This window comes from Kocuria sp. KKT182 (genome assembly GCF_055635395.1).
The window spans coordinates 543,232-564,618 of the sequence record NZ_CM145757.1; the positions used below are offsets into that span (position 1 = coordinate 543,232).

Sequence of the window (21,387 nt, forward strand, 5' to 3'; positions counted from 1 at the left end):
CGAGAACTGGCTCGGGGCCCACCTGGACGAGCTGTCGGTCGCCGCGGGCGAGGCCGCCCAGCACGCCGGCGTGGTGGACCGGTGGGGCGCCCGCCTGGCCGGGATGCTCACGCACGGCGGACGCGTGCTCGCCGTGGGCAACGGCGGCAGCGCCGCGGAGGCCCAGCACTTCACCGCCGAGCTCGTCGGCCGCTTCGTCGACGACCGGCGGCCGCTGTCCGCCGTGTGCCTGTCCGCGGAGACCTCGAGCCTGACCGCCATCGTCAACGACTACGGCGCGGAGGAGGTGTTCGCCCGCCAGGTCCAGGCGCACGGGCGGGCGGGCGACGTGCTCGTGGTGCTGTCCACCAGCGGCCGCAGCCCCAACGTCCTGGCGGCGGCCGACCGGGCGCGGGAGCACGGCCTGCACGTCTGGGCGCTCACCGGCCCCGGCCCCAATCCGCTGACCGAGCGGGCGGACGAGTCCCTGACCGTCGACGCGTCCAGCACCTCGGTGATCCAGGAGGTCCACCTCATGCTGCTCCACGCCGTGTGCGCCGCGGTCGACGCGCGCCTCGTCCCGCCTCCTGACGCCGGCCCGGCCGTGCGCGGGGTCTCCGGCGCCCGGGCCGACGGGGCGGCCGTCCGGGCGGGGGTCGCATGAGCCCCGTCCGCATCGTCGTGGTCGGCGACGCCCTCCTGGACCGGGACGTCGACGGCACGTCCACGCGCCTGAGCCCGGACGCCCCGGTGCCCGTGGTCGACGTCGGTGACGTCTTCGCGAGCCCCGGCGGCGCCGGCCTGGCGGCGCTGCTGTGCGCCCTGCCGCCCGCAGTGGGCCCCGTCCCGGTGGAGGTCACGGTGACCCTGCTGGCACCCGTGGCCGCCGACGCCGCCGGCCACGAGCTCGCCGCCGCCCTCGGGGAGGTGGCCCTCGAGCGCCTCGGCCACGAGGGCGGGACCCGCACCAAGACCCGCATCCGCAGCGACGGCCAGACGCTGGTGCGCGTGGACGAGGGCGGGCCCGGCACCCCGGTGGGCGTCTCGGCCTCGCACGTCTCCGCGGTCCTCGCGGGCGCGGACGCCGTCCTCGTGTCCGACTACGGGGGAGGCGTCACCCGCGACCCCGCCGTGCGCGCCGCCCTCGCGGAGCACGCCCGGACGGGCACGGTCGTCTGGGACCCCCACCCGCGCGGCGGGGAGCCGGTCCCCGGCTGCACCCTGGTCACCCCCAACGCGGCCGAGGCCGCCGCCGCCCTGGGCGCCCCCGCGTCGACCGGCGCCCGCCAGCTCGCGGGCACCCTGCGCGAGCGGTGGTCGGCCCGTGCCGTGGCGGTGACGGCCGGGGCCGAGGGCGCCCACCTCGCGACCGCCACGGGCACCGAGCTGGTGCCGGCCGCTCCCGTGCGCAACACCGATCCGTGCGGGGCGGGGGACCGCTTCGCCTCGACCGCGGCCCTGGCCCTCGGCGCGGGCACGGACGTGACCACGGCCGTGGAGTCCGCCGTCGAGGCGGCCGGGCAGTGGGTCGCCGCCGGCGGCGCCGCCACCTTCCGCACCCGCCGCGCCCAGGGCGCCCAGGGCCGCGCGCGCCTGCACCCCGGTGCGGAGCGGCTGCCCCGGGAGGTCCAGGACCTGCTGGTGGACGTGCGCGCCGCGGGCGGCACGGTCGTGGCCACGGGCGGCTGCTTCGACGTCCTGCACGCCGGACACATCGCCTCCCTCGACGCCGCGCGCCGGCTCGGCGACGCGCTGGTGGTGCTGCTGAACTCCGACGACTCCGTGCGCCGGCTCAAGGGCCCGGGCCGGCCGGTGGTCGGCCAGGAGGACCGCGCCCGCGTGCTGGCCGCCCTGCGCAGCGTCGACGCGGTCGTCGTCTTCGACGAGGACGACCCCCGCGCGGCCCTGTCCGTCCTGCGCCCCGACGTGTGGGTGAAGGGCGGCGACTACACTCCCGAGCAGCTTCCCGAGGCCGTGGACGTGCGCGGCTGGGGCGGGGAGGTCACCGTCCTGCCCTACCTCTCCGGGCGCTCCACCACGGCGATCCTCCAGCGGGCCGGCCGTGAGGGCTGAGCCCCGCGGCCCCCGCACCGTGGACCCGGGCGAGGTCGGACCGGGCGACGTGCTGGTGCTGCGCGCCCTCGGCCTGGGCGACGGCCTGACCGGCGTGGCGCCCCTGCGCGGGGTCCGGCGCATGCTGCCCCGGCACCGGCTGGTGCTGGCCGCGCCCGAGGGCATCGGCACCTGGCTGGCCGAGCTGGGCGTGGTGGACGCGGTCCTGCCCACGTCCGGGCTCGGCCCGCTCCCGCCGCTGTCCGGCGGGCACGTGGCGGTCAACCTGCACGGGCGCGGTCCGCGCAGCCACGAGCTGCTGCTCGCCACCGGCCCGGAGCGGCTCGTCGCCTTCGCCGCCGCCGGGCACGCCGGCCCCGCGTGGCGGGCCGACGAGCACGAGGTGCACCGGTGGTGCCGGCTGGTGCGCACGGCGGGGGGACCCTGCGGCCCCGAGGACCTGCTGCTGCGCGAGCACGCTCCGGCGCCCGACGGTGCCCCCGTGGTGATCCATCCGGGGGCCGCCTCCGGCGCCCGCCGCTGGCCCGCGGCCCGCTGGCGGACCGTGGCGGAGGCCCTGGCCGCGGACGGCCACCGGATCGTGGTCACCGGCTCCGCCGCCGAGGCGGAGCTGGCCGCGACCGTCACCGGCGGGCTTTCCTCGGCGGAGAACCGGTGCGGCCGGCTCTCCCTGCCGGAGCTGGCCGCCACGGTGGGGGGCGCCGCCGCGGTGCTCAGCGGCGACACGGGCGTCGCCCACGTGGCCACCGCCCTGGCCGTGCGCTCCGTGGTCCTCTTCGGCCCGACGCCGCCGGCCCGGTGGGGCCCCGCGGTGGACCCCGGGCTGCACACCGTGCTGTGGCACGGTGACCCGGCGGCCGCGACGTGGGGCGATCCGCACGCGGACGCCCTGGACGCCCGCCTCGCCGCCGTGACGGCCGACGAGGTCCTCGCCGCCGCCCGCGCCCAGCTCGCCCAGGGCGCCGGGGCCCCGGCCCGGCCCTGAGGCCCGCCGCCCACCACCCGGCCCGTTCGCCGAGCCGTTCCCATCCGACCCGATCCGTCAGGAGCATCGTGAATCCCACAACGAACGCGACCACCGCCGCGAGCGCGACCCGTCCGATCCGCCGGGCCGTGGTGACCGGGGGGACCGGCTTCCTGGGCAGCCACCTGTGCACCGAGCTGCGCCGCCGGGAGGTCGAGGTGGTGTGCCTCGACAACTTCCTCACCGGCTCCGCGGCCAACATCGGCCACCTCGTGGGCGACCCCGGCTTCCGGCTCGTCCAGTGCGACGTCACCGACTACGTGCACGTGCCCGGGGACGTGGACCTCGTCCTGCACTTCGCGTCCCCGGCGTCCCCGATCGACTACCTGAAGCTGCCCATCCACACGCTCAAGGTCGGCTCGATCGGCACCCACCACGCCCTGGGCCTGGCCAAGGACAAGGGCGCCCGGTTCGTGCTGGCCTCCACCTCCGAGGTGTACGGCGATCCGCAGGTGCACCCGCAGGCCGAGAGCTACTGGGGTCATGTCAACCCGGTGGGCCCGCGGGGGGTCTACGACGAGGCCAAGCGCTTCGCGGAGGCCCTGACGGTCGCCTATCGCGCCGAGCACGGGGTGGACACGGCCATCGTGCGGATCTTCAACACCTTCGGGCCCCGGATGCGGCCCTTCGACGGCCGGGCGATCCCCACGTTCATCCGCCAGGCCCTGGCCGGTGAGCCCCTCACCGTGGCCGGGGACGGCACCCAGACGCGCTCCGTCTGCTACGTCTCCGACCTCGTCCGCGGCATCCTCGCCCTGGCCGACAGCGGGCACAGCGGGCCCATGAACATCGGCAACCCGCACGAGCTGTCCGTGCTGCAGATCGCCCACGACGTCATCGCCGCGACCGGCACGTCCTCGGGGATCGAGTTCGTCGAGCGTCCCGTCGACGACCCCATGGTGCGCCGCCCGGACACCACGCTCGCGACCGAGGTCCTGGGCTGGGCCCCGGAGGTCCCGTGGCCGGTGGGGCTGGAGCGCACCGTCGAGTGGTTCCGGGAGGGCGCCGGCCTCCCGGAGACCGCCGTGCGGGCGCGCTGAGCGCGCGGGCCCGGCCGCGGCGGCCCGGCGGGGCGCTCCACCGGCCGCTCCGCCGTCCGGTCCGCCGGGCGCTCAGCTGACGTAGCGGCGCGCGGCGCTGGCGCGCTGCGACTCCTCCAGCGCCCGGAACCGCCGCTCGACGCGCTCGGGCAGGGGCCGCCGCTCGCGCAGCACCCACGGCGCACCGCGCAGGGCGTCGAGCAGGGCCAGCGCCGTGACCCGGTCCCGCGGGGCGGCGCCGACCACGTCCCGGGTCCGGCGCAGGGCCGCCCGCAGCGGGCGGCGCAGCCAGATGAACCACAGGGTGTTGCGCAGTCCGTGCCGGCGCCGCAGGTGCGGGTCCCGGACCGTGGAGGCCTGGTGGTGGACCACCACGTCGGGCAGGTGCACGAGCTCCCACCCCGCGGTCGCGAGGTCCGCCGCCAGGAGCTCCTCCTCGCCGCCGAGCCACAGCCGCTCGCTGAACCCGCCCACCTCGAGGAACGCGGCCCGGCGGACCACGGAGGCCCCCGCCAGGAAGCTGCCGAGGGCGGGGCCGGGCAGCCACGCGGGGCCCTCGACCGGTGAGTGCAGCAGCTCCGCGTTGATCGCGTCCTCCCGGGACCCGGGCTCCACGAGGATCCTGCCCGTGACCACGCCCAGCCGCGGGTGCGTCTCCAGCGCGTCGGCCGCCCGGCGCAGCGACCCGGGCTCCCACCAGGTGTCGTCGTCGCAGAAGGCCACGAACGGTGCGTCCACGCGCTCCAGCGCGACGTTGCGGCCCACGGCCCCGAGGTTGACGGGGCTCGCCACGAGCTCCGCCCAGGGGTGCCGCGCACGGATCGCGTCCGCGGTGCCGTCCCCGGAGCCGTTGTCGACGACCACCACGTGCGGCCGTTCCGGGAGCTCCCGCAGCCGGGCCAGGGCCAGCAGGGCCTCCTCCCGGCGGTTGTGGGTGATCATCACGACCGCCACGCGGGCGTCGGGGCCGGACGCGGGCGGGGGTGCGGGGGTGGTCTCGGTCATGGGCTCTCCTCCGGTGCGGCGGGGTCGGCGGGGGCGGGGCCGTGCAGCAGCGCGAGCGCGGCCTCCGTGGTCGGGGACACCCGGTGCCGGGCGCGCAGCGCCGCCGGGGTGCGGGGGAGGGCGCGGAGCAGACCGCGGCGCCCCGCGCGGCCGCCGCGCAGCGCCTTCCGCAGCTCGTGCGCCACGACATGCCAGGGCCGGCGCAGGAGCACGGTGAGCAGGTGGCTGCGGACGAGCGCGACCTGCCGGCGCTCGTCCGAGCCCCGGTGCGGCGAGGGGTGGTGGTGGGCGCGGATCTCCGGCACGTAGGACAGCCGCCAGCCGGCGTCGAACAGGTCGAGGGCGAGACGCTCCTCCTCGCCGGGGAAGCGCACGACGTCGTCGAAGCCGCCGGCCGCGAGGAACGCCGAGCGGCGCACGATCGCCCCGCACGCGACGAAGCCGAGCAGCGCCGGGCCGGGGGCCCCGGTGGGGATGCCCAGCGGGGACGCGGCGAGCACGGCGTTGAGGGGGTCCGGGCGCTCCTCGGGGCCCACGGCGATGGACCCGGCGATCAGGCCGAGCCGGGGATGGGCGTCGAACACGGCCGCGGCGCGGGCGAGCGCCCCGGGGGCCCACCACGAGTCGTCGTCGGCGAAGGCCACGTAGGGGGTGCGGGCGAGCCGGACGCCGACGGTCCGGGCCACGGCCCCGACGTTGCGTGGCAGCTCCAGCACCTGCACGTGCGGGTGGGCGGCGCGCACCGCCTCGGCGGAGCCGTCCGTGGAGGCGTTGTCCACGACGACGACGGGCCCCTCGTGCCGGCCCAGGTGCGCCACGAGCTCCTCCCGGCGGTTGCGGGTGGCCACGACCACCGTGACGCGGCACTGGGGGTCCGGGGCGTCCATCGTGTCCTTCCGTCGGGTCCGCCGCGCCGCGGCGGCGGTCGCGGTTGCGGTCGCGTGTCCGCCTCCCGGCGGACACGCCCTCCCATCGTAGGGGCACGTCCTCCGGCCCTCCGGCGCACGGCGCGTGACACAATCGGGAGGAGCCTCGGCCACCGGGTTACCGCTGCGAAATACGGCCCGTCCATACTGCACACACTGCCCGCCCCGACCCCGAAAGGCATGTGATCGCCCGACATGTCCGACCTGTTCGAGAACTACGCCGCCGACATGGCCGTGGCGGCGGCCTACGACGAGATGTACACGCCGGACCGGCAGGTCCGCCCCGGCTACGACCGCATCGGCGGTGTCCTCGACGACCTCTCGCTCAGCGACGTCAACACCCGCGCCGACTCCATGGCCCGCTCCTTCCTCGACCGGGGCGTGACCTTCGACTTCGCGGGTGAGGAGCGGCCCTTCCCGCTCGACATCGTGCCCCGGGTGATCACCGCCGGGGAGTGGGACGTCATCGAGCGCGGCGTGAAGCAGCGGGTCCGGGCACTGGAGTGCTTCCTCGACGACGTCTACGGGGAGCAGCGGGTCGTGGCCGACGGGATCGTGCCGAAGGCGCTGATCACCTCCTCCGCCCACTTCCACCGGAGCGTGTGGGGCTTCCGGCCCCCGGGCGGCGTCCGGATCCACGTGGCGGGCATCGACGTGGTCCGGGACCAGCAGGGCGTGTTCCGGGTCCTGGAGGACAACGTGCGCGTGCCCTCCGGGGTCTCCTACGTCATCGAGAACCGGCGGGCCATGACCAAGGGCCTCCCGGAGGCCTTCATGTCGCAGCCGATCCGCGCCGTGGAGGCCTATCCCCGGCACCTCTACAAGGCGCTGCGCGCCACGGCCCCGGAGGCCGCCGAGGACCCCGTGGTGGTGGTCCTCACCCCGGGCGTGTTCAACTCCGCCTACTTCGAGCACACCCTGCTGGCCGGGCTCATGGGGGTGGAGCTCGTGGAGGGCCGCGACCTCGTGGTCCGCGGCGACAAGGTCTACATGCGGACCACCGACGGCGAGCAGCGCGTGGACGTGATCTACAAGCGGATCGACGACGAGTTCGTCGACCCCCTGCACTTCCGCTCCGACTCCGCGCTCGGCTGCTCCGGACTCGTCAACGCGGCCCGCGCCGGGAACGTGACCATCGCCAACGCGATCGGCAACGGTGTGGCCGACGACAAGCTCACCTACTCCTACGTCCCCGACCTCATCCGGTACTACCTCGACGAGGAGCCGGTGCTGCCCAACGTGGACACCTACCGGCTGGAGGAGGACGAAGCCCGCGCCTGGGTGCTCGCGCACCTGGACGAGCTGGTCGTCAAGCCCGTGGACGGGTCCGGCGGCAAGGGCCTGGTCATCGGCCCCCAGGCCACCGCGGCGGAGCTCGAGGAGCTGCGGGCGAAGGTGCTGGCGGACCCGCGCGGGTGGATCGCCCAGCCGGTGCTGCAGCTGTCCACCGTGCCCACGTTCGCGGACGGGGAGTTCAGCCCCCGGCACGTGGACCTGCGGCCCTTCGCGGTCAACAGCGGCGAGGAGGTCTACGTGCTGCCCGGCGGGCTGACCCGGGTGGCCATGCAGAAGGGCTCACTGATCGTCAACTCCTCGCAGGGCGGCGGCTCGAAGGACACCTGGGTGCTCGGCCAGCCGCAGACCCAGGACCTCGACCCCGGCCAGGCCCCGCCCCCGGACGTCGACTCCTCGGTGCACACGTGGCCGGTCTCCGCGTCCTGGCAGGACGAGGGCGACAACGGCCAGCAGCAGCAGCAACAGCAACAGGCCGTGACCACCACCGCGGGCACCACCGCGACGACCCGCACCGGAGAGGGGCCCACATGCTGAGCCGCATTGCCGAGTCCCTGTTCTGGATCGGCCGCTACGTCGAGCGGGCCGACGGGGTGGCCCGGATCCTCGACGTCCACCTGGAGCGGATCACCCAGCTGCCCGTGGGCGAGCAGGAGGCCGAGGTGCGCCGGATCATGGCGGTGATGGGCGTGGAGCCCGGGGACGGCGACTACAGCGTCCGGTCGATGATCCACGAGCTCGCGTGGAACAAGGACTGCCTGACCTCCATCTCGGGCTCCCTGCACGCCGCCCGCGAGAACGCCCGCCGCGCCCGGGAGACCGTGTCCTCGGCCATGTGGGAGTCGCTCAACTCCACGTACTACGGCCTGGGCCAGCACCGCCGCGACGTCGTCGGCACCTTCCGCGTCTGCCACTGGACCATCGAGCGGATGGCCACCGTGCGCGGGCAGACCCAGATGACCATGTCCCACGACGAGTCCTGGATGTTCCTGTCCCTGGGCGCGGCGATCGAGCGGGCGGACATGACGTCCCGGCTGCTGTGGACCCGGTCCACGTCCACCTCCGGCATGTCGTGGGTGTCGATCCTGCACTGCGCCGGCGGGTACGAGGCCTTCCTGCGCACCCGCTACGGCACGTTCAGCGACGAGTCCGCGACCGAGTTCCTGCTCCTGGACCGGCTCTTCCCCCGCTCGATCCTGCACGCGCTGACCACGGCGGAGGAGATCCTCGTGGGCCTGGAGCCGGGTCTGCAGCGGGTCGGGTTCAAGGACGACGCCCGGCGGATCATCGGCGAGGCGCGCACGGCGCTGGAGTTCCACCACGCGGAGGACCTCATCGCGGTGCTGCCCGAGCACCTGAACAACGTCCAGGCCGCGTGCGCGAGGGCGTCGGAGGCCGTGAGCACCAAGTACTTCTCGCACGCCGTCGAGGCGTCCTGGTTCGGAGGCATGCTGTGACCCGGCTCAAGATCGACCACGTCACCCGCTACGACTACAACGACAACGTCTCGAAGTCCTACAACGAGGCCCGGATGACGCCCCTCTCGGACGACGAGCAGATCGTGCTCGAGGCGGAGCTGACGCTGAGCCCGGGGACCGCCACGGTCAGCAACTACCGGGACTACTGGGGCACCCGGGTCGCGGCCTTCGACATCCAGGGCCGGCACCGGCACCTGGAGGTCCGCTCCTCGGCCACGGTGGAGGTGCACCGGCGGCCCGGCGACGAGGTCGCCGACGGGCTGAGCTGGGAGGAGCTGGCGACCCCCGAGGTCCTCGACGCGGTCTCCGACCACGTGCCCCAGACCCCGCTCACCCGGCTCGGGCCCGAGTTGGAGAAGGTCGCCGAGGAGATCCGCAAGGAGGCGGCCGACCCGGCCGCGGCGGCCGCGGCGATCTTCCGGGGCATCGCCTCGCACATGCAGTACGTGCCGGGGGTCACCGGGGTGCACACGGACGCCGAGGCCGCCTGGCGGGAGGCCAAGGGCGTGTGCCAGGACCTCGCGCACGTGGCCATCGGCATGATGCGGCACATCGGGATCCCGGCCCGCTACGTCTCCGGGTACCTGCACCCGGACTACGAGGCGGGCATCGGTACGACCGTGCCGGGGGAGTCCCACGCGTGGGTGGAGTGGTGGAACGACCGCTGGTACGCCTACGACCCGACCAACCACACGCGGCTCACCGACTTCCACGTCACCGTGGCCCGGGGTCGCGACTACACCGACGTCACCCCGCTCAAGGGCATGGTCACCGGCGGCGGCGGCACCTCGGGGCTGCAGGTCCAGGTCGAGGTCACGCAGACCGCGTGACGACGGCGGGGCCGCCCACCTCCCCGAGGTGGGCGGCCCCGCCGTGACGGGTGGGACTCCTAGCTCTCGAAGCGGAAGTTCTTCGGGGCGACCGTCAGCCCGGAGGGCGTCACGGTCAGGCCGCGGGCCCGGTCCTGCTCCGCGTCCACGCCGACCTTCACGCCCGGGGGCACCACCACGTTCTTGTCGAGGATGCACCGCTCCACCACGGCACCCTCGCCGATCTGGACGTTGGGCAGCAGGATCGACTGGTTGACGGTGGCGTCGTTGTTGACCAGCACCTTCGGGGAGAGCACCGACTCGGTCACGCGCCCGCCGGTGACCAGGACGCCGCGCGAGAGGATCGAGTCCGTCGCGATGCCGCCCTCGCCCCTCGGGCCGCGCACGAGCTTCGCCGGCGGGGCCTGCATCTCGTTGGTGTAGAGCGGCCAGGCGTAGTTGTACAGGTTGAACACCGGCAGCGGGCGGATCAGGTCCATGTGGGAGTCGTAGTACGAGTCCAGGGTGCCGACGTCGCGCCAGTACTGCCGGTCCCGGTCCGTGGAGCCCGGGACGTCGTTGTTCGTGAAGTCGTAGACGGCGGCCTCGCCGCGGTCCGCGAACCACGGCATGATGTCCCCCCCCATGTCGTGGCTCGTGTCCTCCTTCGCCTCGTCGGCCCGCAGGGCCTCGACGAGCGCGTCGGTGTCGAAGACGTAGTTGCCCATCGAGGCGAAGAAGGCGTTGGGGTCGTCCGGCAGGGGGGCCGTGCTCTGGGGCTTCTCCACGAAGCGGGTGATCTTCGTGACGTCCTCGGGGTCCGTCTCGATCACGCCGAAGGACGTCACCATCTCCATCGGCTGGCGCACGCCCGCCACGGTGGCGCGGGCCCCGGACCGCACGTGGAAGTCCACCATGTCGGAGAAGTCCATCCGGTACACGTGGTCCGCGCCGACCACCACCACGATGTCCGGCTTCTCGTCGTCGATGAGGTTCATCGACTGGAAGATGGCGTTGGCGGAGCCCAGGAACCACTCCTTGCCGCGCCGCTGCTGGGCCGGCACGGTGACCACGTAGTTGCCCAGCTGGGCGGACAGGCGCCAGGTCTGGGTGACGTGCTGGTCCAGGGAGTGCGACTTGTACTGGGTGAGCACCACGACCTGGAGATAGCCGGAGTTCACGATGTTGGACAGCGCGAAGTCGATCAGCCGGTAGCCGCCCGCGAAGGGCACCGCGGGCTTGGCGCGGTCCTCGGTGAGCGGCATCAGGCGCTTGCCCTCGCCTCCGGCCAGGACGATCGCGAGAACCTTCTTACGGTGGGGCATGGGAACCTCTCTGTCTTCTTCGGCAATCGGGCGCAACATCTCCGCCTCGCGGTGCGGAACCACTCGACAGGCGCCTTCATTGTGTCTTAACAGCCGCGCAGGGGAGTGACCGCTCGCACAGGAGTCCTGATGTGTCTCCCGGAACGGCGCGCACGGATCCCGGCGCGCGATTCCCCGTGGCACCGTGCCGATCCTGCAGTACGCTCGGAACCGTGCGAGTAGATATCTTGTCCAAGGAGTTCCCGCCCGAGATCTACGGCGGCGCCGGAGTCCACGTGTCCGAGCTCTCGCGGGTCCTAGCCCCGCTCGTCGACCTGAGGGTGCGGTGCTTCGGTGCTCCGCGCGAGCCCCGGGTCAACGGCGTCGAGGTCCAGGCCTACCCCGTGCCCGCGGACCTGGCCGGCGCCAACGCCGCGATCCAGACGCTGGGGGTGGACCTCGCGATGATCGGCGACATCGCCGGCGCGGACCTGGTGCACTCCCACACATGGTACGCCAACATGGGCGGGCACCTCGCGTCGCTGATGTACGGCATCCCCCACGTCCTCTCCGCGCACTCCCTCGAGCCCCTGCGCCCGTGGAAGGCCGAGCAGCTCGGCGGCGGGTACGCGGTCTCCTCCTTCGTGGAGAAGACCGCCTACGAGGCCGCCGCGGCGATCATCGCCGTCTCCGACGGGATGCGCCAGGACATCCTCCGGTCCTATCCGGACGTCGACCCCGACCGGGTCCGGACGGTGCACAACGGCATCGACGTGAGCCAGTGGGTGCGCGACGAGGGCACCGACGTGCTCGAGTCCTACGGCATCGACCCGGCCAAGCCCTCCGTGGCGTTCGTGGGCCGTGTCACCCGGCAGAAGGGCGTGCCGTTCCTGCTGCGCGCCGCGGCCCTGCTGCCCGAGGACGTGCAGCTCGTGCTGTGCGCCGGCGCCGCCGACACCCCGGAGCTCGGGGCCGAGGTCAACGCGCTCATCGACGAGCTGAGGGCCACCCGGTCCGGGGTGGTGCTCATCGAGAAGATGCTGCCGCGCCGCGAGATCGTCCAGATCCTCTCCGGCGCCACGGCCTTCGCCTGCCCGTCCGTGTACGAGCCGCTCGGGATCGTCAACCTCGAGGCCATGGCCTGCGGCACCGCCGTGGTCGCCTCGGCCACGGGCGGCATTCCCGAGGTCGTCGTCGACGGGGAGACGGGCCGGCTGGTCGCCATCGAGCAGGCCCAGGACGGCACCGGCACGCCGGTCGATCCCGAGAAGTTCGTGGCCGACTTCGCCGCCGCGCTGACCGAGGTGGTCTCCGACCCGGTGCGCGCCCGGGAGATGGGCGCCGCCGGCCGGCGCCGCGCCGAGGAGCACTTCGCGTGGGAGTCCATCGCCGAGCGGACCCTGGAGGTCTACCGCTCCGTCCTCTGAGTCGCCGCGGCACCGCACGCCCTCGGCGGGCGGTGCCGGCGCCGGACGGTGAGAGGCGGCGGCCACCGTGGTCCCGTGGGAGAACGGGGCGGCGGCGGCCGCCGCCGGCACAGGTGAGGGGGGTCCCCGGCCGTGTCGAGGGTCCCTGGCACCGGCGGGGACGGGGGGCTCCCCGGTGGCGCGAACGCAACCCTCGAACGAGCATCGCCCCAGGTCAGCTGGAGAATCCTGGAGATGCTCAGCCACCATTCAACCGCATGGCGGGGCGCGGTGGAAGCCGGAAGTGCACTTACTCAGGGGTTTTCATCAAAATTTTCGGCGCGGTCGCGCTGCTCCTCCGGACAGCGGCGCCGATGTGAACGGCGGCCGCGCATGTGGTACCTTATTTTCTGTTGCGTTCAGGAGGAACGTCCGGAAACGGCACCACGTTCGCCCTGGATCCACTCGCGCGGGTGGCGGAATAGGCAGACGCGCTAGCTTGAGGTGCTAGTCCTCGTATTAGAGGGTGGGGGTTCAAGTCCCCCCTCGCGCACAGTGCGATGTCTCAGGACATCGGAAACACCCCGGACCTGTGGTCCGGGGTGTTTTTGTGTGTCCGGGGTGTTTTTCTGTGTGCGGGGGGTCGGGTGAAGGTCCTCGAGCCGCTGACGGACACCGACCACGGCTCCCCCCAGTTCACGATCCGCGACGGCGGCGGCAACCTGTGGACCATGGGCACCTGCCGCGGCGCATGAGCCGATGAGGACCGGCGCCCCGACTCGTGCTCCCCCCTGAGCCGTCCTGGCCTGCCGCAACGGGGGCTCGGCGGTTCCAGGCGCGCCCCCGTGTTTCAGGAAACGCCGGCGGCGGCCTCCAGGTCGGCGATGACGAGCTTGCGCATCGACAACATCGCGGCCATCACCCGCTGCGCCCGGCCCGGATCGGGATCGGCCAGCAGCTCGACGAGCCTGCGGGGCACCATTTGCCAGGACAGCCCGTACTTGTCCTTGAGCCACCCGCACATGCTCTCCTGCCCGCCGTCGGCGGTGAGAGCTTCCCAGTACCGGTCCACCTCCGCCTGATCGGCGCAGTCGATCTGGAACGACACCGCTTCGCTGAAGCTGAACTCGGGCCCGCCATTGAGCGCGGTGAACGGATGACCGTCGAGCTCGAACTCCACGGTCAGCACCATCTCGGCCGGCCGCGGCCCGGCCTCGCCGTAGTAGGTGATGTCGGTGATCCGGGAGTTGGGGAACACCGTGAGATAGAAGTTCGCTGCGTCCTGGGCTTCGGTGTCGAACCACAGGCAGGGCGTGAGAGTAGTCATGGTGGGATTGTCTGCTTCCGCGCCCGGCCTGGGGAAGGTACAGGGAAGACATGACGACGCCTCGTGCAGAAGAAACTCGAGGTGGCCCGAATGTCGACGCCGTACTAATACTGAGCAGATGGAACCATGGCGAGAAACCACCGGTCACCCATGCGACATGAGGCAGTTTGGTTGCGTGACACTTGGGGGTGCGATCGGACTTCCGGGGACCGGTGGTGCGGGAGGTGTGGTGGGTTGCTGACCCCCGTCTCAGGCTCTGCCGGGACATGCCATTGCCCGGCTCACTACGCTTGAAGCATCACATTGGGGCCTCGGTCGCGCCGGGGTGACGGCGGTGGACCTGCAGCGGTTGGTGGTCTGGCTCTGGGATGTGCGGGGATCGGGGGGGTGCCTCTATGGTTTCCGTCAAGCGGCCAGGGCCACCGGTGACGTGTTCTGGGGCTCGGTGGGGTCTTGGTAGAGGGTGCCGTCGCGCAGCATGGCGAACAGGACGTCGGTCCGTCGGCGGGCCAGGGCGATGATCGCCTGGTTGTGGCGTTTGCCCTGGGCGCGTTTCCGGTCGTAGTAGGCCCTCGAGGGTGGGTGGTTGAGTGAGGCGAAGGCCGAGAGGAACAGTGCCCGCTTCAGGCGTTTGTTGCCGCCCTTGGCGGCGTGCTCGCCGCGGATCGAGGTTCCCGACCTTCGGGTGACCGGGGCGATCCCGGCGTAGGAGGCCAAATGCCCGGCATCTCGGAAGTCCTTGCCGACGACCTCGGTGAGGATTCTCGCGGCGGTCCTGACCCCTATCCCGGGCATCGAGGTCAGGACCGGGCAAAGAGGGTGGGCCTCCACGAGGGCCTCGACCTGGGCGGCCACCGTGGCCCGTTGGTGGATCAGGCCGGCCAGCTGCCCGGCCAGGATCGGCACGACGGTGGCGGCGGCCTCGGTGCCGGCCACGACCACGGTCTGCTGCCCCAGAGCGTCGAAGATTTCCTCGGTGAGGGTCTCGGCCAGCCGGGGTGCGTGCTTCTTGAGCCTTGCCCGCACGTGGCCCCTGCCGGCCGCGGCGAGCTTGGCCGGGGTCGGGTAGCGGCTGAGCAGATCGGCGACCGCCGGGTGGGTCACCCGCGATCCCAGGACCCGTTCCAGGGCGGGGTGGATCTGGGTGAGCATGCCCCGTAGGCGGTTGGAGGTGGCGGTGATCTGGGTGGCGAGGTCGTCGTCGAAGCCGGCCAGCACGGCCAGTTCGGCGATCTGGGCCTCATCGACCTGGATGTCACGCAGGGTGTGCGGCATGGTCCGGGCGGCCTCGGCGATGATCAGTGCGTCGCGGGCGTCGGTCTTGGCCGTGCCCGGGTGCAGATCGGCGATCCGGCGCATCGCCAGCCCGGGCAGGTAGGCCACCTGTACGCCATCGGTGCCTTCGGCGACGGCCACCGGCAACGCCCCGATCGTGGCCGGCTGGTCCACGACCATCAGCACCGGCCCATGGGCCGCGGCCAGGTCGGTGAGGATGGCCCGCAGCCGGGTCTCGTCGTTAGGCAGGGCCTTGTCGTAGACCGTCTTCCCCGCAGCCGTCACCGCCACGGCGTGGTGGTCGGACTTGCCGACGTCGAGGCCGACGAACACCGCCGGTTGTGGTTGCTCTGACATGGCCGGGCCCCTTCTCATCCGCTGCTGTACGAGCATGCTGGCCGGCCGGATGGTGATCACGCTCGGCATCCACGTTACGAAGGCCCTAATCCAGCGGGCCCTGCCTCTATTAGCGATCCGCGATCACCGGACCGGTCCTCGGTGACTACACCCCCCGGATCATGGATGACTGGGGGCAAACGATCATGCCGAGGACCGGCCGGTCAGCACCCCTCCATCCTGTCGGACCGAGGAGTTGGGAAGAAGGTAACGGGGGCGTTGAGGTGCCAGCTGTGGTGGAGATCCGTTTTCGTTCCGAGGGTGCGGTGCTGGCCGGTCGTTTGTTCCTGCCTCCCGCGGCTGCGCCGGGGCCGGTGGTGGTCATGGCTCACGGCTTTTCCGCCACTGCTCACGGGATGGTCGCTGACCGCTACGCCCAGGCGTTCGCTGATCACGGTGTCGCGGCTTTCCTCTACGACCACCGAGGTGTGGGGCGAAGTCGGGGTGAGCCCCGAGGAGAGATCAATCCGTGGATCCAGGCCCGGGGCTATCGGGACGCCCTCGATGCCGTCTCTGCTTGTGACCGGGTGGACCCCCAGCGGGTGGCGTTGTGGGGGGACTCCTACAGCGCTGCCCAGGTGTTGGCGGTGGCCTGCGTGGACGAGCGGGTGCGCGCGGTGGTGGCTCAGACGCCGGCCTGCGGCCGGCATCCGGCGCCGCCGGACCCGGACGGGGCCCTGTATCGGGGAATGCGGGCCCGGCTCCTGGGCGGATCCGTGCGGGCCGAGCCGGAGCGGTGGCGCGGGCCGATGCCGGTGGTCTCCGCCGACCAGCTCTCGGCGCCTTCGGCGCTGAAGCCGTTGACCGCGCTGCGGTGGTTCCTGGAGTACGGGGCGCGATTCGGCACCGGGTGGGAGAACCAGGTGGTCCTCACCGCCCCGGAGGAACCGATGTGGCTACCGGTGCTGTGGGCCCAACATGTGCTGGTCCCGACCTGTTTTCTGCTGGCCCGTGACGATGAGATGCCCGGCTCGACGACGGCCGTGGCCAGGCAGGCCTTCGCCGCGCTGGGCGGTCCCAAGGAGGTGCACGAGCTCGAAGGCGGGCACTTCGGCCTGCTGTATCACCACGAGCCCGTCTTCGAGCGCTCCGTCGCGATCCAGACCCGGTTTCTGAGTTCGTGGCTGCATGACAGCGAGAGGCCCGGTGACCGCTACTGAGACCCCCGAGGGATCGAGTCGGTGCTGCTTCCCCGCGCTGGGCGTCCCGCCTCTGCCTTGCACCTCAGCGGCAGCACCACCGTAGTCGGTGACGGAATCGGGTGGAGTGCGTAGGGCGCCCGCGCTCCTGAGGCCGTGGACGCGAGACTTTCCGCCGGGGACGGATCCTATGATCGCCGCGGCGGGGTGTGACGGGGGCGGGGCGGCCCCCCGGCCACCCCGCCCCAGTTGCTTCTGCGCGGACCAGTCATCTGGCCAGCACCTCGGATCCCCCCGGAACCACGGTGCGGCCGGTCGACGCGCCAGAAGCTGGAGGATGGTCTGATGCAGATCACCTGTCCCCCTGATACGCCACGATGCTCGCTCCCGCCCCGTCCGGCAATTCCGGGGGGTGTGTTGGGGTTCACAACATGACACATCCATGTGCGGTTGCTAATAGGGGTGTTCCGGAGTGGGTGGCTGGTGCGAGAAAGGCTGGTCCGTGTACAGGATCAGCCGCAGACGTTTGAGATTTCGCCGTCGAGATCGTCGAGCACCCACTCCGAGAGCTGTCCGGCGGGCACGAGGAACGTGTCCTCGCCCAGCAGCTGCGCCTCCTGAGCCGAGAGGGGTTCCTTGACGGCCTCGCTGTCGTGGACTGCCAGTGCAGCTGCGTAGCCGGCGGCCAGCTCGGCGGCCCACTCCCGGTGGCCGGCGTAGCAGGGGTGCTCGGGATCGGGGCTGCACGCCTCGAGCCACCGTGCCGGCTCCCGCGGAACGGAGGCGGCGGGCATCGGGTGCTGGTGCAGGTCCCAGGTGACCTCGGCCCAGCGACCCACGGGAGTGGCCACCATGGGGTAGTAGGTGGCAACCCACTGGGTGGGAGTGAGGGGGTGCAGCTCAACGGCCAGAGCCCCAGAGACGGAGATGGTCATGCCTTCTTCCTGTTCGCAGGTGACGGATCGTCTGGCGGTGGCGGCCTGAGGCGCGGTCGCATCCCCGAGTCTGGGGGGCCCGATGGTGATGGCCCAGGGTAAGCACGGGGCCGACAACTATGGAAGCAGGCTGAGCAATGTGACAGCAGGCCGCCTTTCAAGCCCGGGGATGCCAGGCCTCTCACCTGGTCCGGATCCTGGCTGGAGGTCGCCGGTGGGCTGGGTCGGTGTCATGGCCCCGGGTGTGTCTGCTGTTCGGGTCTTTCGTCGCGGCCGTGGGTGACGTTGCGGAGCTCAGCAGAGGAGGGGGCGGTTGGTGTCGGGAGGGTTGCCGCCAGGTGCGGTGCGATGCGGGCCAGACGATCGAGGTATCCGTGGCCCTCAAGCTCGGTCAGCACCACGGGAACACGGATTTTGGGGGTACTGGATCGGGCGGCGAGATCAGCCAGGGCCAGTGCGTTCCCGGCTCCGGTGCAGGCCACGGCCCGCAGAACACGTCGTGCCTCGGCGCTGAGCCGGGGATCAGCGGCGGCCTCAAGAGTGAGAGCCTCCAGCGCCGGGCGCAATGCCTGGAAGACGGCGGCGCGGGCCGCTGGGCCCAGGGTGGAGGCGCCTGAGGTGTGGCGGGGTTGCTCAGTGTCCATCTGCTGCTCCTCCGGTCGCGGCCGGAGGGACGTCGTGGATTCACCAGGACGGTCATCGTCAGGGGCGTGTTGGCCACTGCCTGCTGCGGCTCATCCGTCCCTACCGGTGCGCCGGCCCCCTCGATGACCCAGTCCGTGACCTGTGGGACCGGCCACGTGCACCACCGAAGAGTTCTTGGACCCGGTCACCGTGAAGGAGAGCTGCCGCGCCCTGGCAAGCAGAAGAGACGTCCCCCGACGACTGATCACATGGTCACAGGACTTCTGCCCACCAAGGCGGCGGCATGATCACCGCCGAGGAGCCAGCCCCCCGACTGGCCTCCCTGGCGTGCTCCACGCCGGGCCGACCGGCCCCCCGACCGGCGGCCCTGCGTGATACCCCGAACCTACTCTCTAGTAGGAAGAAGATCCATCTTCATGTTGTCCCCATTTGCGCCACTATTCAGAGCCGCGTGAAGGGCCATGGGGTCCGAGGCGACGATGGTGTGGAAGGGACCTGCGAGGGGGGCATGCCCTGCGGGGCTTCCTGACCGATGCGGCGTCTCTTCTCGGGGGTGTATTGAGGATCCCCGCGGGCATGCGCAAGGCCGGGCCATGCGCCCGGCCTTACGGGTGGGAAATGTCTTTCACCACGAAGACAGTGTGGTCCTGGCGGTAGCCGTTGGCGAGAGGTTTGAGGATGTGGCGCTGGACGGGGCTGACGTGCTTGGTGTCGGAGCACTTCCTCCCCACAGTCACAGGCCGCGAACCGATCCGACCCATGACCTTGCCGATACCAAGCAGAGCAGCCTGAAGATTGAGGATGACAGTGGATCGCACGGCATGGGATGCCAGACGTCTCGTCGGTAAAATTTGCGTCCGCATGTTTCCGCGGTCGGGCATGTCTCGTATCTATGTACTTTATCAAGATCTCCAAAAATCGAGTACTCAACGTTAGTTACGAGACAGATGGGTGGACGTGGGCAAGCTGATTGGGTACGCGCGAGTTTCGACGCGGCAACAGGACGCAGACTGTCAAGTGCATGACCTCCTGGCCGCCGGCGTGCGGCGCGCTGATGTCTACATCGACCATGGAGTGTCTGGAGGACGCGCGTCACGCCCGCAGTTCGACCGTGCTGTGGTTGCGCTGGAGAAGGGCGACACATTGGTGATTACCACGCTGGATCGCCTGGGCCGGTCGACGCAGAACATGCTGACCTTCGCCGAGGCGCTGCGGGGGAGGGGTGCCGGTCTGCGGGTGCTCAACCTCGGTGGGGGAGACGTGGACACCGCGACACCGATGGGCTCCATGGTCTTTACCGTCATGGCCGCGCTGGTCCAAATGGAACTGGAGATCAAGCGAGAGCGGATCACCGACTCGGTGGCCAAGCGTCGGGCCGCCGGCAAGGACTTCGGCGGACGGCCCCAGACCTTCACCGACTCCCAGATCCGCAACGCCCTGCGCCTGATCGACGGCGGGGAGCCGGCGACCCAGGTCGCCCGGGACCTTGGGATGTCCCGCGCCACGCTCTACCGGCGGATCCGGGAGCTGCCGGTGCCGACCACCTTGTGAGCGAGCGGTCGTCAACGACTTGAATGCGGCGGAGGTCAGGTTGATGTGCACCGTAGGGTTCGCAGAATCTTATGGAACCTACAGGCTTTCGCAACGGCAACGACAGGTGCAGCAGAGATCCTGAGCACAGGATGGTCCCGGCGGCTGGGGCCGTAAATCCGGGTCCGCTCCGGAGATCGAGGCAATCATGAGTTGGACATCCAGAACGGAGGGGCCCGCCCTGGCGGGTGCCGCCGACGGTGCCCGCAGGTCCTCGAGATGGTGGGACGGCATCGACGCGGCCCGCGGGCTAGCGCTGCTCGGGTTGCTGGCGGTGCCTTTTATGCCCGCCGATGACCACGAGATCCAGGAGTCGACCTGGTCGGGCCTGCTCCTGTCGGGGGCTCCGGTGGCACTGTTTGTCCTGCTGGCCGGGGTGGGACTCGCCTTCGACTCCGGGGGACGATTTCCACACCGAGGCAGGTGGCTGGCCGCTGATCGGATGGGGATGGCCGTGCAGGCGATCCTCATGGCCGCTGTAGGCCTGGGGGCCGGGGCACTGATGCCCGAAGGTGCCCCGGCGGACAACATCTTGATCTACTACGCGGTTTTTCTCGTGCTGGCGATTCCGTTTCTGCACCTGTCGGCGACGGCGTTGTTCGTTTGCGCGGCACTCATGTGGATCGTGGGCCCGCTGCTGATGCAGGCCATGACCGAAGTCATGCCCGCGTATGCCCCCTCCACCCCCACCTCCGTCGACGGGGTGAGCGGGGCCGAGGGCAGGATCTCCCACCTGCTGTTCACCGGCAGTCACCCGATCCTGTCGTACATGACCTGTCTGCTGGTCGGGCTGGGCTTGGGGCGGATGCGACTGCGTGACACGGGGGTCCAGGTCCGGGTGCTGGTGGTGGGAGCATTACTGGTGATCTGCGCCCAGGCGGCCTTCGTGGTGTCCAACGCCTTCGACGGGTACGACCGATTGCTGACCAGCAACCGGACCAGCATGGAGGTGCGGGTGTGGGGCCCGGAGGTGTTGCCCACCGACTCGCCCTGGTGGCCGGCGCTCATTCCCGCGCCCACTGGCACCGCGTGGACGATCGCGGCCGGCCTGGGCGTGGGACTGCTGGTGCTGGGGAGCTTGCTGCTGGCCACCAGGAAGTTCGGGGCGTGGTTGCTGCCGCTGTCGGCACTGGGCGCGATGGGTCTTACCCTGTACACCGCCCACCTGGTGGCGCTGTCCTTCCAGGCCCACTACGACCAGCCTTCTCTGTGGTACCTCCTGCCCTTGGTAGTCGTAGCGCTGGTTGCCCGGACCTGGCAACGAGCAACACTCGGTCCGGGGCCGCTGGAGCGGGTAGTCAGCACCAGCGTGGAGGCGACCCGCCGTGCTGTGCTCCACCGCTCCCACCACAGGTGAACACCAGTCAGGGAAGACCTCCACTACGCCAGGCTTTACTTGGGGCCCGGTTAGCGGCGAACCGTGCTGCGGTAGAAGTTCCTGCTTGCGCTGGGATTCCGCCCGGCGAGTCGGGTGGCAAGGGGGCCTGGAGGCCGATGTTAGGCTTCGCGAACTCAATGGAAGTGATGTCATGCACACCAAAGTCCGAGTCGCAGCGATCGTCGTTCTCCTTCTCGCACTGGGCCTGTTCGCCATTACTGAATGGCTGCCCGCCCTCCTCTTTCTCCCCGCGGCAGGAGGTGCACTCCTGCTGAATGAGTCCGGGATGCTCACACCTGGGCGGCCCCGTAACGACAGGGACCGATCACGCTTCTAATCGTCGCGGGTGCATGGGCATCGGCACG

The 21,387-nt window shown here is 71.4% G+C and carries 18 protein-coding genes and 1 tRNA gene; 12 read left to right on the forward strand and 7 right to left on the reverse strand.

Annotation, left to right across the window (positions count from 1 at the left end):
- Positions 1-103: 103 nt before the first annotated feature.
- The 4 genes from ACZ2G1_RS02380 to ACZ2G1_RS02395 all read left to right on the forward strand — a co-directional run bounded on the left by ACZ2G1_RS02380 (position 104) and on the right by ACZ2G1_RS02395 (position 4,116).
- A complete protein-coding gene (locus ACZ2G1_RS02380) occupies positions 104-643 on the forward strand; it encodes a D-sedoheptulose-7-phosphate isomerase (RefSeq protein WP_431606357.1) in 540 nt (179 codons plus the stop codon).
- On the forward strand, positions 640-2,052 hold the full coding sequence (locus ACZ2G1_RS02385) for a PfkB family carbohydrate kinase (RefSeq protein WP_470377425.1): 1,413 nt from the start codon (positions 640-642) through the stop codon (positions 2,050-2,052). Before ACZ2G1_RS02380 ends, ACZ2G1_RS02385 begins: the two co-directional genes overlap by 4 nt.
- Complete coding sequence (locus tag ACZ2G1_RS02390) at positions 2,042-3,037, forward strand: glycosyltransferase family 9 protein (RefSeq protein ID WP_470377426.1); 996 nt, start codon at positions 2,042-2,044, stop codon at positions 3,035-3,037. The genes ACZ2G1_RS02385 and ACZ2G1_RS02390 overlap by 11 nt, the downstream gene beginning before the upstream one ends.
- Before the next feature lie 68 nt (positions 3,038-3,105).
- Entirely contained in the window at positions 3,106-4,116 is a 1,011-nt protein-coding gene (locus ACZ2G1_RS02395; protein ID WP_470377427.1) for an NAD-dependent epimerase/dehydratase family protein, read from the forward strand.
- A gap of 72 nt (positions 4,117-4,188) precedes the next feature.
- Here ACZ2G1_RS02395 and ACZ2G1_RS02400 read toward each other — a convergent pair whose 3' ends face one another.
- Together ACZ2G1_RS02400 and ACZ2G1_RS02405 are read right to left on the reverse strand one after the other, a co-directional pair.
- Positions 4,189-5,121 (reverse strand): glycosyltransferase family 2 protein, encoded by a 933-nt coding sequence (locus ACZ2G1_RS02400; RefSeq protein ID WP_017834316.1) that lies wholly within the window; start codon positions 5,119-5,121, stop codon positions 4,189-4,191.
- Complete coding sequence (locus ACZ2G1_RS02405) at positions 5,118-6,008, reverse strand: glycosyltransferase family 2 protein (RefSeq protein ID WP_017834315.1); 891 nt, start codon at positions 6,006-6,008, stop codon at positions 5,118-5,120. Before ACZ2G1_RS02405 ends, ACZ2G1_RS02400 begins: the two co-directional genes overlap by 4 nt.
- A gap of 234 nt (positions 6,009-6,242) precedes the next feature.
- Between ACZ2G1_RS02405 and ACZ2G1_RS02410 the strand changes: the two genes are divergently transcribed.
- Genes ACZ2G1_RS02410 through ACZ2G1_RS02420 form a run of 3 tightly spaced genes read left to right on the forward strand, consistent with a single transcriptional unit; the run spans position 6,243 to position 9,648 of the window.
- Positions 6,243-7,877 carry a circularly permuted type 2 ATP-grasp protein gene (locus ACZ2G1_RS02410; RefSeq protein WP_017834314.1) on the forward strand — a complete coding sequence of 545 codons (1,635 nt, stop codon included), beginning with the start codon at positions 6,243-6,245 and terminating at the stop codon, positions 7,875-7,877.
- Positions 7,871-8,797 carry an alpha-E domain-containing protein gene (locus ACZ2G1_RS02415; protein WP_017834313.1) on the forward strand — a complete coding sequence of 309 codons (927 nt, stop codon included), beginning with the start codon at positions 7,871-7,873 and terminating at the stop codon, positions 8,795-8,797. The genes ACZ2G1_RS02410 and ACZ2G1_RS02415 overlap by 7 nt, the downstream gene beginning before the upstream one ends.
- Entirely contained in the window at positions 8,794-9,648 is an 855-nt protein-coding gene (locus ACZ2G1_RS02420; protein WP_017834312.1) for a transglutaminase family protein, read from the forward strand. Before ACZ2G1_RS02415 ends, ACZ2G1_RS02420 begins: the two co-directional genes overlap by 4 nt.
- Positions 9,649-9,707: 59 nt before the next feature.
- Here ACZ2G1_RS02420 and glgC read toward each other — a convergent pair whose 3' ends face one another.
- Positions 9,708-10,952: a glucose-1-phosphate adenylyltransferase gene (gene glgC / locus ACZ2G1_RS02425; RefSeq protein ID WP_017834311.1), complete on the reverse strand. Its 1,245-nt coding sequence runs from the start codon at positions 10,950-10,952 to the stop codon at positions 9,708-9,710.
- Positions 10,953-11,164: 212 nt separating this feature from the next.
- On the opposite strand from glgC, the gene glgA reads away from it, so the two are divergent.
- Together glgA and ACZ2G1_RS02435 are read left to right on the forward strand one after the other, a co-directional pair.
- Complete coding sequence (glgA, locus tag ACZ2G1_RS02430; protein ID WP_031283439.1) at positions 11,165-12,358, forward strand: glycogen synthase; 1,194 nt, start codon at positions 11,165-11,167, stop codon at positions 12,356-12,358.
- A gap of 446 nt (positions 12,359-12,804) precedes the next feature.
- Positions 12,805-12,890 (forward strand) — tRNA-Leu (locus ACZ2G1_RS02435).
- Positions 12,891-13,187: 297 nt separating this feature from the next.
- On the opposite strand, the gene ACZ2G1_RS02440 is transcribed toward ACZ2G1_RS02435, so the two are convergent.
- Complete coding sequence (locus ACZ2G1_RS02440) at positions 13,188-13,664, reverse strand: VOC family protein (RefSeq protein WP_426119297.1); 477 nt, start codon at positions 13,662-13,664, stop codon at positions 13,188-13,190.
- A 405-nt stretch (positions 13,665-14,069) separates the two neighbouring features.
- The gene (locus ACZ2G1_RS02445; protein ID WP_058857733.1) at positions 14,070-15,296 is read right to left on the reverse strand and encodes an IS110 family RNA-guided transposase; all 1,227 of its coding nucleotides are present in this window, start codon (positions 15,294-15,296) and stop codon (positions 14,070-14,072) included.
- A gap of 272 nt (positions 15,297-15,568) precedes the next feature.
- On the opposite strand from ACZ2G1_RS02445, the gene ACZ2G1_RS02450 reads away from it, so the two are divergent.
- On the forward strand, positions 15,569-16,495 hold the full coding sequence (locus ACZ2G1_RS02450; RefSeq protein WP_158279225.1) for an alpha/beta hydrolase: 927 nt from the start codon (positions 15,569-15,571) through the stop codon (positions 16,493-16,495).
- Positions 16,496-16,986: 491 nt separating this feature from the next.
- Here ACZ2G1_RS02450 and ACZ2G1_RS02455 read toward each other — a convergent pair whose 3' ends face one another.
- Entirely contained in the window at positions 16,987-17,409 is a 423-nt protein-coding gene (locus ACZ2G1_RS02455) for a hypothetical protein (protein WP_095651125.1), read from the reverse strand.
- A gap of 230 nt (positions 17,410-17,639) precedes the next feature.
- Entirely contained in the window at positions 17,640-18,053 is a 414-nt protein-coding gene (locus ACZ2G1_RS02460; RefSeq protein ID WP_126346323.1) for a hypothetical protein, read from the reverse strand.
- 958 nt (positions 18,054-19,011) lie between these two features.
- On the opposite strand from ACZ2G1_RS02460, the gene ACZ2G1_RS02465 reads away from it, so the two are divergent.
- Together ACZ2G1_RS02465 and ACZ2G1_RS02470 are read left to right on the forward strand one after the other, a co-directional pair.
- Entirely contained in the window at positions 19,012-19,605 is a 594-nt protein-coding gene (locus tag ACZ2G1_RS02465; protein WP_095651130.1) for a recombinase family protein, read from the forward strand.
- Between the two features lie 187 nt (positions 19,606-19,792).
- The gene (locus ACZ2G1_RS02470; RefSeq protein WP_470377428.1) at positions 19,793-21,001 is read left to right on the forward strand and encodes a heparan-alpha-glucosaminide N-acetyltransferase domain-containing protein; all 1,209 of its coding nucleotides are present in this window, start codon (positions 19,793-19,795) and stop codon (positions 20,999-21,001) included.
- Positions 21,002-21,387 lie beyond the last annotated feature (386 nt).